8 protein-coding genes and 1 pseudogene are annotated in these 16,034 nt (G+C 45.4%); 1 reads left to right on the forward strand and 8 read right to left on the reverse strand.

Annotation, left to right across the window (positions count from 1 at the left end):
• Nucleotides 1-26: 26 nt before the first annotated feature.
• From MHB46_RS01440 to MHB46_RS01470, 7 genes are all read right to left on the reverse strand, one after another.
• Nucleotides 27-4,028 (reverse strand): GH32 C-terminal domain-containing protein, encoded by a 4,002-nt coding sequence (locus MHB46_RS01440; RefSeq protein WP_341161365.1) that lies wholly within the window; start codon nucleotides 4,026-4,028, stop codon nucleotides 27-29.
• Nucleotides 4,029-4,218: 190 nt separating this feature from the next.
• Nucleotides 4,219-6,492, reverse strand: coding sequence for a GH32 C-terminal domain-containing protein (locus MHB46_RS01445; protein ID WP_341161366.1), 2,274 nt, complete (start codon nucleotides 6,490-6,492; stop codon nucleotides 4,219-4,221).
• Complete coding sequence (locus tag MHB46_RS01450; protein WP_341161367.1) at nucleotides 6,489-8,957, reverse strand: PfkB family carbohydrate kinase; 2,469 nt, start codon at nucleotides 8,955-8,957, stop codon at nucleotides 6,489-6,491. The genes MHB46_RS01445 and MHB46_RS01450 overlap by 4 nt, the downstream gene beginning before the upstream one ends.
• 25 nt (nucleotides 8,958-8,982) lie before the next feature.
• Entirely contained in the window at nucleotides 8,983-10,608 is a 1,626-nt protein-coding gene (locus MHB46_RS01455; RefSeq protein WP_341161368.1) for an ABC transporter substrate-binding protein, read from the reverse strand.
• 125 nt (nucleotides 10,609-10,733) lie between these two features.
• Complete coding sequence (locus MHB46_RS01460; RefSeq protein ID WP_341161369.1) at nucleotides 10,734-11,630, reverse strand: carbohydrate ABC transporter permease; 897 nt, start codon at nucleotides 11,628-11,630, stop codon at nucleotides 10,734-10,736.
• 13 nt (nucleotides 11,631-11,643) lie between these two features.
• The gene (locus MHB46_RS01465; RefSeq protein WP_235309800.1) at nucleotides 11,644-12,597 is read right to left on the reverse strand and encodes an ABC transporter permease; all 954 of its coding nucleotides are present in this window, start codon (nucleotides 12,595-12,597) and stop codon (nucleotides 11,644-11,646) included.
• A 305-nt stretch (nucleotides 12,598-12,902) separates the two neighbouring features.
• Nucleotides 12,903-13,871 carry a LacI family DNA-binding transcriptional regulator gene (locus MHB46_RS01470; RefSeq protein ID WP_061828396.1) on the reverse strand — a complete coding sequence of 323 codons (969 nt, stop codon included), beginning with the start codon at nucleotides 13,869-13,871 and terminating at the stop codon, nucleotides 12,903-12,905.
• Nucleotides 13,872-14,273: 402 nt separating this feature from the next.
• Here MHB46_RS01470 and MHB46_RS01475 point away from each other — a divergent pair.
• Nucleotides 14,274-14,585 (forward strand): annotated as a pseudogene (locus MHB46_RS01475) (Tn3 family transposase); the annotation flags it as partial.
• 289 nt (nucleotides 14,586-14,874) lie between these two features.
• Here MHB46_RS01475 and MHB46_RS01480 read toward each other — a convergent pair.
• Nucleotides 14,875-15,996, reverse strand: a complete 1,122-nt coding sequence (locus MHB46_RS01480; protein WP_341161370.1) for an NADH-dependent flavin oxidoreductase — start codon at nucleotides 15,994-15,996, stop codon at nucleotides 14,875-14,877.
• Between the last annotated feature and the right edge of the window lie 38 nt (nucleotides 15,997-16,034).

The following is a 16,034-nucleotide window of genomic DNA, read 5'->3' on the forward strand; positions in this document are numbered from 1 at the left end:
CTCACGGGTGTTCTGTATTGACAAGGTCAGTTGTTGGTCTTCTTCTTTACCTGAACAGGTACGTTGAAATCATCGACGTTAATATGTCCAAACCCGCCTTTGGAGTGGTCAACCACCTTAATGTAAAGCTCCTCGCCGATATAATCCGACGCATCCCAAATCTTCCGTTGATATTCTTCATAATTGGTCGCTGTATCTTTAAATAACTCTTTGCCGTCCGACGCCCGAACCAGCGCAACATACAAACGGTCTATATCCCGGCCGCCGCTGATAAGGAAGTTGATCTTACCGTTCCCACCAAGGACGAAATTTTGAGATCTTAGCGCTCCTGTCAAGCTGTCGCCGCCGGCTTGCTCGTTGAAGCCCCACAAATGGTAGCCGCCCGGAATTTTATGCGACGGGTTGAAGTAAATGTTGTCCCAGAAGAACTGGGTATTGGTCACATGGACATTCTGGAAGGCGTCTCCTTCCGTCATCCATCCTGTTAAGTCGCCCGTAGCAAAATCATGGTTAGGCAGCTCTGTAATATCCTTATCCACGGAGTTATCCCAGTTATCGGGCACATAGACCGGAGCAGCCGGTTTACCCGTTAAGGCATTCATATCCCATACTTGCATAGACTTGACAGTGATATCGCCATCGGCCCAGATCTGCAAGCCCAAGGAGTCGTATCTGCCTACATAGACACGAGTTGTCAGCTTTTTCTTGTAATTTGCAAAAGCTTCAACGACCGAGCGATCGAGAAAGATATGGAGTTTCAAGTTCTCTCCGTCAAGATCTACATATCCTCCTTGAATGCCGTCCACACGCACATCCGGATCAATGCTGCTCTTGGTTCGATCCACATTGAATGTCCCGTTCTTCTTGTCGTAGTAAATGAGCGTCTCTTCTTGGCCTTTTTCCGAGCGTCGCACCTTGAGACCGAATTTCTGGGCCTCACGCGGATCAATCTCCATCACAATCTCTAGCATGTCGCCTTTGACATTTTTAATCAATTGATTGGCACTCTCCAAATTTTTGTCCGAAAAATCAACCCATTTTTTCCCTCGAAGGCTCTGCAGTTCTTTAATCGGTTCGACATGCAATTTATCATGCTTATCGAGGCTTAGGGAAAACGGCAAAGATAAATTATGAGCCCATCCGGATTGATATTCGGCTTGCGGTGTTCTTACATTTTGCACCATGGAGAATACGACCGTTCTTCCGTCAGGTGTGACCAGACCGCTCTCTGCGGTTAAATAGCCGTCACCTACATCCATTTTGGAGGGTGCCTCCTGATCAGGAATAAATTTAAAGTTATCCCGGTCCCAGGTCCCGATCCAGTAAAAGACCTCAACATCTCTTTGCACATCGTTCGCTGGAGGAACATGTTCCGGCTTTTCATGGGGATTAATCATGAAAATATATTTTTGCTTGCCCGTACTATCCGTGCCTAACGGCAATAACACTGGCAGCTCCCATACCGTACCCAACTCTGGATAACGGCTTCTGTCACTAACGTATAATGGCCCCTTATATTCCCAATTGTACATATCGTCGGATACATACACCAAAGCTGTGCCGCTTCTGAAGTCTGGAAGGCCAGACGTCACTAACTGATACCACTTGTCCACCTCTTTGTCGTACCATACAAATGGATCGCGGAACTCATTGTGAATGCCTTTTCCGTTCTGCTCCGTTACTGGTTTAGGATATTTCACCCATTTTTCCAAATAGGGATCGGACAAATCCGCCGGAGTTGCCAGCCCAGTTCTTTGGTTCGGCGACAGGGAGTCGTTGCCGGCGGTATAGAACAGAACGGGGTTGCCGTTTCGATCATACGCTGCACTGCCTGACCACGTGCCGTCCGGATCTAGGGTGCCCGCTTCGGGCGCAAGAGCAGGTCTTACATTTTGCCAGTTCACCATATCGTCACTCACCCAATGCCCCCAGTGGATTTGATGCCAGTATGGACCTTGCGGGTTATGCTGATAAAATAAATGGTATTTGCCGTTATAATAAATCGGTGCATGTGCTTCATTCATCCAGTTTTGCGGAGGCATCGCGTGGTACTGGGGACGGTGCTGATCTCCGTCAAACACACTTGGATCCTCATCAATGTCCGAATTCGGAATTTTCGGAATTGAACCTCCATGAAGCGCCTTCACGCTCTCATATCCAGCAAGTATCTCCTGGTTCGTAAGGGCTTTATTATGCAGCTTCACTTCATCTAGGAGTCCGCTGAACATATTGAAGGAGAACACCCCTGCTAACTCTACAGGTTTATTATTTTTCCCGATGATCAGGCTTTCGGTAGATGGTGTGATCGGAACGTTGACGGGGGTTGCTTGGGAAGCTACTTCCTCACCGTTTAGATATAACTTAATTTTTCCATCTTCTTTACTGAAAGTAGCGGCCACATAATTCCACTTGTATTTTTCCAACGGGTGATCTTTTACCCATACCTGAATCCACTGACCGCCAATGCCTACTTGCATCGACCATGTACCGTGCCGATACATACCAAGAGAAAAGCCTTCCGCTTTATCCTGATCGGATTGGTTTACGATCGCAGACAGCTTGTTTCCGTCTCCCCACTCATAGCTACGCGGTGCAACCCATGCTTCGATGGTTAACGCGTCGCTTACAGGCACAGTATCGTTTGCATTGACCTCAATATAATTCGAGTATCCATCGAACAATAAGGCGCCGCCTTTTATTCCGCGCGGAGTCCATCTCGGATCCTTCGATGCGATATACCTGGCGTTGTTAAATACATAGTTCACATCGTGCCTAAGATTGTGTACTTTCTCCAACGCTTTCTTTCCTGCGCCTTCATCAAGGTTTAAGTAGAAAATAGTACCCCTGCCACTTGCTTGGAAACTATCAACGGTAATGCTTGCTTCATTGGAATGATCGACAACCTTTACATAGAGCTTCTTGTTGTAGTGTTCTTGTACTTTCCATGAGATTTTCTCGTTCGAGCTGACATCCCCGGTTTTCATAAGCAACGTGTTGCTGTTCGCATCGTAAAGTGCGACATATGCGTTTTCCGGTTTGAGGATATCCAAAATAGTGAAGTTAATTGTTCCGGTTCCCTGAAGCGTGAAAGTATTAGAGGTGATGGAGCCCTTACCTTGCACGGAGGATTTGGCATAGAAGTTTCCTTCTTTGCTTGCATGAGCTTCATCGGTCACTTCAAAAGCATCTCCCTCAACCGTCCAGCCATCGAGATTTCCAGTTTCAAAGCTTGGATTATCGATTTCATAGCGTTTGAAATCTGGCTTGATATCAGTCGCAACCATTCCTTCAGCTGGCTCCGATTCATGGTACACGGAGAATGCGTCCGCAAAAATGATTCCCCAATCCGAGGTTGCATTATCGACGACCTCCACATACAGTTTCTTGCCCAAATATGTGGAAAGATCCGCCTTGTATTGCACCATATTGGCAAGCCGCATGCCCTGCGCAGGCTCCGGGAAGCCAACGTCGGCGAATGCGCTATTTCCGTATCGGGCAATAACTTGTCCCGTATCGACTTCCACAATATTTATAAATACCTTGTCTGGGTTCTTCGCACCGCCAAGCTTGAAGCTGATCCAGCCGCTGCCGCCCAGCTCGAAAGTGCTGGAATGAAGTATACCTGTCGCAGATTCGTCATACTTCCAGCCGTTTAAATGATAAGCTCCTTCCTGGTTATACGGTATTTTTTCCGCCCACCAAGTCGTGTCGTCGGTTACGCTATTCGGACCGAACGCATCGCCTTTGACAACGGTCCATCCCGTCAAATCTCCTGTTTCAAATCCAGGATTCCGGATTTGATAGACCGAATCCGTAACTGACAATCCCACGTCATTCTTAGGAATATTCTTGATTTGATAAACCGCATTCGTAACCGACGAGCCTACGTCATTTTTAGGAATGAGCGTGTTCCCAGCAACAGTTCTAGATTCAGCTACTGCGGAGATTCCTGGAACAACAAGCTGGAGCACCATAGCCCATATAAGCATTCCCGATATCCAATATTTTCTTATTTTTACCTTTTTCATTCTAGATCCTCCTTCGAAATTTCTTGCACTTTCAAACATCGATACTTCATTTCGAAATGCTCTCCTAGTACAAAGATGAAAGTCAAGAAGAAAGGAGAAAATATATGAAACGTTTCCAATTAGAGAAAAGCGAAGTTACTTGATCATTTGCTGCATGACCCCATTAGTAAGGAGCGCCTAAGCAATCGTCTTACCAAATGGACTGCATATCCCATATATCCAAGGATTTAACAAACGGTTCTCCATCTCCCCAAATCTCGAGTCCCAAAGCATCCATACGGCTCGGGTACACCCGGGTTGTCAGGCTTTTCAATCCGTTTGCATAGGCTTCGACCATGGAGCGGTCCAAATAAATATGAAGCTTCAGATTCTCCCCAAGTAGCTCCAGCTTACCGCCCTGAATCCCTCTGCACTTTTCTCCCGGATGCAGTGTCGTTTTCGACCGGTCGACCATGAGCATCGCTTGATTCCAATCATAATACAGCAGAGTTTCTTCCTCTCCGTCCGGCGTACAACGGACCTTGATTCCAAATTGTTTGGCGCTGCCGGGCTCCAATTCCAATTGAATCTCAAGCATGTCACCATGAACATCCCTGAGCTGTACATTAGTTTCAGCCAATGACTGGTCCCGAAGCGATAGCCGCTTGGCGCCACGCAGCGATTGAAGCTCCTGAATCGGCTCTATTCCCAGACGTCCGTCATCCCTCAAATACACGCTTAACGGCAAGCCGCCGTTATGAGCCCAGCCCGACTTATATTCCATCTCGGACGTCCGGTCGCCTTGGGCTATCGTAAAGACGATATTTCTGCCGGTCTTCGGATCAACCATTCCGCTCGGTCCGGTAAAATGGAAATCCCCGACGTCAATCAATTGAGGCTCTTCTTGATCGGGGATGAACGAAAGATTTTGCTTGTCAAGTTGCCCGATCCAATAGAACACCTCGACATCCGCTCCCTTCCCCACAGGGCTGACAAGCAGGAGATGTTTGTTCACTCCCTGCTTGTCACTGCCAAGAGGAAGAAGAACAGGGAGCTCCCAGATGGGTCCAAGGTAAGGAAACTTCTGAATATCCGCTTTAAAAAATGGCCCCTTATATATCCAATTCAGCATATCCTGTGACGCAAATGCCAGTGCTGCTCCGCCTTCGATTCCGGACCCGACCAGAGCATACCAGCCGTCATCGTCCTTCCATACGAACGGATCCCGGAAATCCCCAAATGCGCCCATTCCCTTTTTTTGCACGATCAACGGCTCCGGATGTTTGACCCAGTGAACCAGATCCGGGTTTCCGTCAAGGGTATAGGTGCTTCGGGCAAGCGCCACGCTCTGATTCGGCGAAGCGCTGTCATTGCCCGCCGTAAAGAACAAGACAGGCAGGCCATCTGCATCATAGCTTGCGCTTCCCGACCAGATCCCGTCTGGTGCGAGCTGATCCTTTTCGGGTGCCAGGGCCACGGGAAGATCACGCCAATGCACTAAATCCTGACTTACCCAATGTCCCCAATGGATCTGATGAAAGAACGGCCCATGCGGGTTATGCTGATAGAACAAATGATATTGCCCGTCAAAATAGATCGGTGCATGGGGTTCGTTCATCCAATGGGCTGGCGGGCTAACATGATATTGCGGTCTGTGCCGATCAAGCAGCAGTGGCGTCCGGTCCAGCTTGATCTCGTCATAGTTTAATTGCGGCCGGATACCTTCGTGAAAGGTATCCAGCACATGCCGATAAGAAGCGGCCACTTCTTCCGCGCTCAGCGCCCGATTATAAATCTTGAGTTCATCAACGATACCGCTAAACATGTGCAGGCTGAACACTTCCGCCAGCAGGCTGCTATGGTTATTCTTGCCGATAAGAAGATCCGTGTCCGCCGCCTCAGCTAGGCGGGAACCACGAGGCACGGCAGCTGAAGCGATTTCACTGCCGTTCAAATACAGCTTGATTTCCCCTTGGTTCCCATCGAACACAGCATTCACGTATGACCATTCATTCTTGGGCAGTTCATGGCCGTCCGGCGACCAAAGTTCCTTCCAATCCCCTCCTTCCAGCCCGACTTGGAAGGACCAGGAACCGTGACGGAACATGCCGAGCAGATAACCCTGCTTGCGATCCAGGTTGTAGCGGTTCACGATGGCAGACAATTTGCCATCATCCCCCCATTCATAGGAGCGTGGGGCTACCCATACTCCAATGCTTAGCGCTGAGCGATACTCTGGCTCGGTGTTCTGATTTCCCTCATCGAACGAATGCGCAATGTAAGTCGAATAACCATCGAACAGGAGCCCATTTCCAATTACTCCCTGTCTCCACCGTGGAGGGCAAGGTTTAGTAAACTCCGCTTGGTTAAATACGTACTGGATATTATCCTGGACTTGGGATACGCTCTCCAGAGCGCTTGTACCGGTTCCTTCATTGAAGGCCCAATACATGATCAATCCCCGATTATCGGTTGCATGGCTCATACTTCAACCCTCCTTGATGCCTGCTCCGTAGGGCCATTGGGAATATGGATGGAGTTAAGAGCATGGATATGAAACGAGTTCAGTACAACTTCCCCTGTTTTCGCACTTATCTCAATACGATCCATCGGAGCATCAGGGAATATTTGATCCGTCAGTACAACCAAACCCTCATTTGCGTACACTTCAACCGCGTTGCGATCCAGCCAGATATGCAGCTTGATCTTTCCATTCTCCGGAACCATTCTAGCACCGTGCTTGCACGCAAACGACGGGTGGAAGTCAGTCAGGCCTGATTTTGAACGGTCGATGAATAGCCATTGGCGCACAGGGTCATATCCGATAATAGTCTCACTTTGCCCAGAGGACTTCATTTTGATATGAACCTCGTCCCCGGAACGAATGTCGATATCCGCTTCAATCTCAAGCAGAACATCATTCATTTTTTGCGTAAACGGCACCGCCGGCGTAACCTTGACCTCATTCCAGCAGAGCGTTCCTTTTCGCAGCTGCTCTATTTCCCGGACAGGCATTTGAGTCAGAACTACGCCCTCGTCTCTGCTGGTCAATGATAAGACGCGAGGTAGAGTCATTGCGCCTCTCCAGGCTCCGGTAGGCGTTTGGTTGGCATATTTCCAGTTGCTCATCCATCCGATGATCACACGCCGTCCGTCTTGCTCAGCTATATCCGACCAAGTGACCCCCGCATAATTGTCCCGGCCATAATCTAGCCACAGGTTATGATCGGCCGGATTGTCATTGATGAACGTATTTCCGTCGAACTCTCCGATAAAGTACTGCGTGCGTGAGCCTTCCAGACAGTTGGGATTATCCCCGATGCTTATGATAAGTACCCATTTGGAACGCCCGCTGTCATCAATCGGCAATTCAAAGAGATCAGGGCATTCCCAAACTCCGTCATGCGAGCCTTCACTCTTTCCGAATTGGCCTGACAACGACCATTCACGTAAATTGTCCGAACGATAAAACCGAACATGGTCTCCAGCGACAAGAGCCATAATCCAGCATTCACTTGGCGAATGCCAGAACACCTTGGGGTCCCGGAAGTCGACCAGATCATGCTCGTCGAGTATTGGGTTCCCCTCATATTTGTGCCAAGTTCGGCCTTTATCGCTGCTGTAAGCTAGGCTTTGCCGCTGGCGAGGTTGTCCGGTCTCCGGACAGCTGTCTGCATGAGTGAAGAGTGCGATCAATCCATGGGAACCATCGAACAGTCCGCTGCTATTATTCCAGTCAACCACACAGCAACCGGAGAAAATAGCGCCGTGCTCATCCGGGAACAGAGCGATAGGCATATGCTTCCAATGAACCAGGTCTTGGCTTACAGCATGACCCCAGTGCATTGGTCCCCATTGGTTACTATAAGGATGGTGTTGATAAAACAGATGATAGACTCCTTCGTAATAGACTAATCCGTTGGGATCATTCAACCAGTGGGAGTGAGGTGAAAAATGAAAACCCGGCCTAAATCTATCATCATCGTGCTGTTTATTTGTCTCGATTATCTGGGTAATTTCATCTGTCGTCGGCATAGATTGAAGAGCCCCTTTCCGTGTGGTTACTAATGCACCACCGCCATTAGCAAAAGTTAGCATACCGATGATTTGCTGTTTGGTCAGCTGATTCAAAGAAATACCAGCATTCAGTATCTTATATAATAAGCAGCCCAGAAAAGCGTCGCCGGCTCCTGTCGTATCAATGGCCTCTACTTGAAAACCCGGCACATATCCGTCATGACCCGCTAATCGGTAATAGCAGCCTTTTTCCGCTAAAGTTACGAAGATCCCAGCGCTGCCGAATTGCTGTTGCAGCTCTAGCGAGCCTTTTTCCACATCAGTTGTACCCGTTATAAAGTGGAGCTCATCTTCCGATATTTTCAGGATGTCGGCATACTTCATGCCCCAAATGATATTCTGTTTCGCTTCCTCTTTACTCTCCCATAAAGCAAACCGGATGTTCGGATCGAATGAAAGTAGGACTCCTGCCTCTTTAGCCTTCACAACTGCCGCTCTTGTTGCCGTACGGGCGGGCTCATGGGTCATCGACAAAGAACCAAAGTGCAGTGCATGGCAGTTTTCAATCCTATCGAACGGGACATCCTGCGTGCGCAAGTATGTATCCGCTCCTGGCTTCCGGTAGAAGCTGAACGATCGGTCTCCGTTGTCATCCAGATGAACAAATGCCAGCGTTGTATTGGCTTCATCTGTAAACGTAAGCGCAGACACGTCGATGCCGCCGTTCATCAAGGTATCGTGCAGCAAGGAACCGAATTGATCATCCCCAACTTTGCTAATCAACGTCGCTCTAGCTCCTAAACGGGATAGAGCAGCTGCTACGTTAGCCGGAGCCCCTCCAGGATTGCATTCAAACTGCTCGTTGCCTCCCGCTGTACGACCTGATGGCGTAAAGTCTATCAATACTTCCCCAATGGTTATTACATCAAGCACAGTTTTCTCCCCACCTATCGTTTGATTATTTATTTTTTAAATTTGCATTATATCGGTCCAACCCTTTTTGATAGATCTCCATTAATTCGTTCAGCCCCATCTTCTCGAGTGTCTTCACATAGCTGTCCCACTTTTCATCTACGTCGCCATCGACGATGAACTTGCCTCTTTGGGTATTTACATATTTAATAAGTTCTGGCTCAATCCGATTGATTTTATCTAGTTCATCCGGTTCAAAGAAGATGCTCGGATAGTTTTCCTTTTTCATATATGGAGTGTAATATTTCTCCAGATAATCAGCACGCTTCTGAGCTCGGGGTTCCATATCAACAACTTTTCCGAAGTCATCGAAAGTAATGACGCCCGGATTTCCTGTGCCTGGAGCCACTTTTTGACGGAATTCACCTGCTGAGACTCCCTTGGGAAGCGGCAGGTTCACCAATTTTCCTTTTTCGTCCTTCTTGAATACGACATCCAACGGACCCCAGTGAATTTGAGCCGCCATGTAAGGGTCAAACTGTTGATCGATCCAACGCATCGTCATTGCCGGATAACGGTTCTCCTTTGTAATCACGAAGCTACCTCGTCCCGGTCCTCCGCCGTTGTTGCGACCAACCATTTGATCTCCATTTGGGCCTTTAAGCGGGGGCAGCAGAGCATAATCCTTACTACGCTCCGGTCCGACAACTTCTTCGACTTCCCACCAAACGTAGGAGCCGAGCGTTTCATCTGGTGTTTTGCCTTTTGCTAAATACTGAGCGGCATCCTGGGTGAACGATTCAGGGTCAATCAGCCCCTGCTTATACCAGTTATCATGAATATATTTTAATGCTTCCTTATATTGAGGTTGCGAAGCGGTAAAGATCACTTTACCTTCGCGGACGATCCGATGTTCCAAATTATCCGGAAGACCGAAAGCTCCGAATATGCCAGCAATGTCACTACACCACTGCATGTGCATAAAGCTTAATGGGATTTCATCAGCCTTGCCATTGCCGTTCGGATCCTTCGTTTTAAAGGCAATCAAAGCCTGCGTGTATTCGTCCAACGTTTGAGGTACTTTTAAGCCCAGTTTATCGAGCCAATTTTTATTGATGACGTGAAAGAAGGGGTTGGTATCGAGCTTATTCTCTTCCCACGACGGCAGCCCATAGATGTGACCGTCTGGTGCTGTGATGGCTAGTTTAATGTCAGGCCGACGATTGAGAAGCGCTTTCAAATTAGGCGCATATTTATCAATTAAATTCTCCAGCGGAATAATGGTTCCGTCTTTACCGTAATTGATTAGATCGTAATCTGTGAATCCGGCTCCGTAAAATGCGTCTGGCAAATCTCCGCTGGCCAACAACAAATTTTTCTTCTCTGCAAAGTCAGTGTCTGGAATGTTTTCCCAGTCAATCTTTACGTTTGTTTGTTTTTCCAGCCGCTTAAAAATTTCCATTTTCGAGTAATCCGGCGCTAAAGAAGCTTTCGGGGAGACCATCTTTAAGGTCACCGGTTCTTTAACAATCGGAAGACCGGTTTTATTAAAATTCGCATCCTGATCCGGATTTACCATCTGATTTTTTGACTCGCCACCGCCTCCCGAACATCCACTAAGCGCAAACACTCCGGCCAACATTAGAATTCCAGCACTTTTGAATAATTTCATCGTACATAACCTCCTTTATGTCATTCCACAAGTTGAAAACTTACCTTGCCCTTGTTATATATTTGTCTGAATGCTGGATCTATCGATTCTGTTGCACATTCCCCCTTTCAGGCACCATGACAATGTTAGCCTTTGATCGAGCCGATCATCACGCCTTTAACAAAGTATTTTTGCAGGAAAGGATACAAAATCAGCAACGGTAGACTGGATACCATGATGACACCATATTTGATAAGCTCTGTAACGCGCATCTTCGCTGCGTAAGATTCTACGTCTATCATCATGCCCGAGTTGGCCTGATTCTGGACAAGAATGTTGCGCAGAACCAGTTGCAACGGATACTTGTTTTCGTCGTTCAAGTAGATCAAAGCGTCAAAGAAACCATTCCAGAAGCCGACAACATGATATAGTACCATTACGGCTATAACGGACTTAGACAAAGGCAATACAATGCTCCAAAAAAATCTGGTATTGGAACAACCATCGATCGAAGCTGCATCCCACATTTCATCTGGGATGGTCGACTGAAAAAAAGTCCTTACGATAATGACATTGAACACACCTCCCGCTCCAGGAATAACAAGTGCCCAGATCGTATTCAGCATGTGAAGATCTTTTATCAGCAAATAGGTTGGGATCAGCCCTCCACTAAAAAACATGGAGATCAGTAAAAACCACATTATCACCGACTTTCCTGCCAGTCCTTTACGAGCTAACGGGTAAGCCGCACATACGGTCACGGCTACTCCGATTAATGTTCCTAGACCTGCATATAAAATCGAATTGGCATACCCAATCCATATAGATGAATCGCTGAATATTCGCCCGTATCCATCCAGCGTAAAACCCTTTGGGAAGAACCATACTTCACCTGAGTAGATGAGATTGGGGTCACTGAGTGAAGCTATCAATACAAAATACAGCGGGAATAATACAAGCAACATAACTATGGTCAGCATGACGTAGTTGATGATGTCAAACCATAGGTCTCCCTTACTTTTTCTCTTTAATAATTGATTCAAAATGATCTCCCCCTTACCACAGGCTGGTTTCCGTCAATTTTTTTGCGATCCGGTTGACGGTGATTATCAGGATAATATTTACAACAGAATTAAACAGACCAATTGCCGTAGAAAAGCTGTATTGTGCCTTTTGAATCCCGATTTCATAAACATAGGTCGGAATGATATTGGAAGTGGCATAATTCAAATCGTTCTGCATAAGGAAAGCCTTTTCAAAACCGATGCCCATAATGTTACCGAGTGCGAGAATCAATAAGATGACAATCGTCGGCAAAATGCTTGGAATATCCACATGCATTACGCGCTTCCATTTGCTTGCTCCATCCATAATCGCGGCTTCATGCAATTCTGGATTGACCCCTGCCAGTGCAGCAAGGTAAATGATGGTAGCAAAACCTGTCTCTTGCCAAACCCCTGATAAAATATACAAAGGACGGAACCAACCTTCGTCGGCCAAAAACATAATGGGGTCTCCTCCGAACAAGGTGATGATGTGATTCACGATTCCGCTGTTTGGAGATAGAAAAACATTAAGCATACCGACGAGCACTACGGTAGAAATAAAGTGTGGTGCGTAAATTACAGTTTGTACAATTTTCTTGTATCTTTTGGCCAGCATCTGATTCAACATAATCGCTATAATAATCGGAGCTGGGAAGCTAAACACAAGCGATAGAACACTGAGTGTAAGTGTATTCGTCATAATCGTCCAGAAGTTATAGGAATCGAAAAAATCAATAAAGTGCTTAAAGCCTACCCACTCGCTTCCCCAGATCCCCCGACTTGGTGAAAAATCCTTAAAAGCAATTTGTATTCCATACATCGGATAGTACTTAAATACGAGATAAATAATAATGATTGGCAGCAAAAACAGATACAGTTCATAATCACGTTTGACCTGGTTCCATATTTTGCGATTTGGCTTGATCGTGGAATGATCCAACTCACTAGTTCTTGAATTCACCATTACACTCCCTTTCTTGTAAAAGGATATTTTCATTTTTGAAACGTTTCCAATTTATTATAAGAAAAACGTCAGTCGGTGATCCATACCATAAATCCACCGAATGAGCTGAAGTTTTTCCAATCTAAAAAAAACTTGCCTAAGATAACGGGAGATGATACATTTGCTGATTCAAACTTATTCCTTCGATCTTTTAACAGAGTAGTCTGATTGTCAAATGAAACGTTTCCAATTTTCTATAAGAGAAAGTCAAGTTTGCATATCCAGACTGTGATCCGACTTTACGAGCTAATATCTTTACAATAAAATCATGTAGTTTCGCCTTGTCTGAAGATAACGGGGAGACGATACACTTGCTGATCTAAAGTTATACCATCGATCTTTTGATACAGTAGTCTGATTGTCAAACGTGCCATCTCCTCCACTGGCTGCCTGATTGTAGACAATATCGGATGAAAATAACGATGATCCTGAATGCCGTCGTAACCGATGACCTTTACATCCTCTGGAATACGAATCCCCTGCCTACCTGCTCTTTCTATATATTTGGCGGCAAACATATCGGTAATAGCGAAAATGCCGTCCACATCCTGATGCTTAGATAGAAATTCGCCAAAATAGGCTTCGTCGTCCACAATAGGATCTGGTTTCTCGTATACAACATAGTCTACACCTAATTTTTTCGCCTCATCAATGAAACCTTTTCTTCGATTCATGGTTTCACTAAAAACGGAAGTTACACTTCCCATAAAAGCCGGTTTCTGGGCCCCTGCTTTAACAAGTTCCCTCAAAGCTAGACGGCCTCCCTCATAATTATCTGAGGTTACACAAGTGATTTTTTTGTTGAAATGCCTATCAATACTTAGAATCGGAATGTCATTGCTTACGCTATTTTCTATATCATTGTAAGTAATGCCGACAATACCAGCTACTTTGTTTTGCCGTAGCATATCCAGGTAATACAGTTCCTTTTCTGGCTTGCCTCCGCTATTACATAACATGAGCTTAAAGCCTTCCCGATCCAACTCATCCTCAATGTAATAAGCTAGTTCAGAAAAAAAAGGATGCCAGATACTTGGGAGCAGCAAGGCTACCATCTTGGATTTCCTCATTTTAAAATTTCGAGCGACTTCATTAGGAAAATAATTTAGTTCTTGTATAGCTTTCTCTACTTTCCTTCGTGTATCTGGTTTTACAGAGCCCGAGTTATTAATAACTCGGGACACCGTTCCCACAGCAACACCAGCTATCTTAGCTACATCTCTAATACTTGGCATTTAACCCCCCCATCTCTTATGGGAATTATAATAGCATGAAGTTGGAAACGTTTCAATAATCTTTGAAGCGCTTTTTTTCTGACTTTTTTCATTGCCTACCCCGCATATGAATTTCGTGCCACCTGATTCAATCACACCTATTCGCTTTTTATATTTTTTTACAAACTTACACAATGTACTTTTCGAAGCGACACAAACATGTATGGCAACTCTATAAAATTAAAACTTAATTATTTCAGATTAAGTTGATGCGAACTGTAGCTCTTTATTGTATTAGAAACGGCGGTCAAAATGACCGCCACCGCAATGTAAAATAGATAATCACATCTATTATTTCTTCTTCAAAAAAAATAAAATCTCTTTTTAGAGACCGATTCTTCTCTCGAGCTCTTCCGGTTTAAGATTGGTGACAACATCGATGCGCTTGATGGAGTAAACGTTGAAAAAGGTAGACTACATATTAATCGGCTTGAAAAAGATGTTCCAGAAGAGGCGAAACAATATAGCGCTGCTCTCTACGGCATGTTGCCACGGGTAAAGCTACCAGACCTACTTTTAGAAGTAGCAAGTTGGACTGGGTTTGACGAGCAATTCATTCATGCTTCAACCAATCGTCAACCTAAATCCGAAGAAAAACCGATTGTTCTGGCATCGCTCATGGCTATGGGTACCAATATAGGCTTAACAAAAATGGCTGATGCAACGCCTAGTATCTTAGAATCATTACGTCCGCTGAACCAAGGATAGCATAAAAGCCGGTTACACCCTTAACGTGTGAAAACCGGCTATTTTTGTACTCAGAATTCCTTAGCGTTGTAAATCTGCGTTTTGCTGGTGGTACCCCTTCAAGATCGAAACATTCGCAGTATGTGTGTCCGCAACAGTAAGAATTGCCCCACCGAACTACGGATGGACGGAGCACTTAAGAATTAGCAAAAGAAACCCGAAGTCTCATAAAAGACGTGGGTTTCTCGTCAATCTGAGTAGCCTTTAGGACTACTTTTTATTTCCCAATATTAAACCAACCGGGCATTGCTTGAATTACATTCCAGAGTTTTTCTGGAATATTAAGCTGGTCGAGTTTTGAAACGTTCAACTTAGAATCTACCTCGGCTTCTCGTCCATTTGCGACCATTTCAACCCAAGTAGGATTCATAATTAACGCATGCCCAATGGCAACTAGCGGCAATCCTAATTCCACAGCTTTAAGAGCATCATCCGGTGTTATTATGGAACCAGCAGCCATCACAGGTACCTTACCGTTTGCTCTTTCAAGAATTAATTCAAGCCGTGTTTTTTCATCTTGACTATCTACTGGCTTTGAAGACACATTATCTAATGAAGCATGTATATAATCCAAATTCTGTTCAACAAGAATATCGATTAATTCATACGTGTCTTTCATACGTAATCCGTCCACTTTGGAGGATTCTTCAGGTGAAAATCGGTATCCTAAAATGAATGGTTTTGTAGCATGTTTTTCAATGACATTTTTGATTTCGTTAATAATCGCCAATGGAAAACGCAAGCGATTTTCAAGTGATCCTCCCCATGGGTCCGTCCGTTGATTCGTTGCTGGCGACCAGAAGTTTTGAATTAAAAATCCATGTGCCCCATGAATTTCGACGCCATCAAATCCGGCTTCTATCGCTCGTCTTGTTGTGTCTCCAAAAGCACGTACAATCGACAAAATCTCCTCATGTGATAGTTCTCTTGTTTCTGGAGTTGAACCTAAATTAGTAATTTCGGGTTGCAATGCACTCGCACTAACTGCATCCAATTCGGGCAATGCTTTATTGCCAGCATGAAAAATCTGTAGGATCGCAGGAGAGCCTCCACTTTTCGCTGCCTCAGCTAATTTTCGTAAACTTGGAGTAAATTCATCATTGTACCCGGCGAATTCATTCGTAAAACCCTGTCCATTCGGTGTAACATGAGTACACCCTGTAATGACGAGTCCTACTCCATTCACTCTTTGTTTGTAATACTTTACTTCGTCATCCGAAATGGTAAGATCGTCATTGCTTGACCAGGTTGTCATAGGTGCCATAACAATTCTATTCTTCATTGTTATTCCACTTCTGAATGTGAAGGATTCAAATAACCTACTATATTTTTGATTCATTTCTTTAACCTCGCTATCATATTTTATTTTCTGTTTCA

Origin of the sequence: Paenibacillus sp. FSL H7-0703 (assembly GCF_038003485.1) — a bacterium.
GTDB classification, from domain to species: Bacteria; Bacillota; Bacilli; order Paenibacillales; family Paenibacillaceae; genus Paenibacillus; species Paenibacillus polymyxa_B.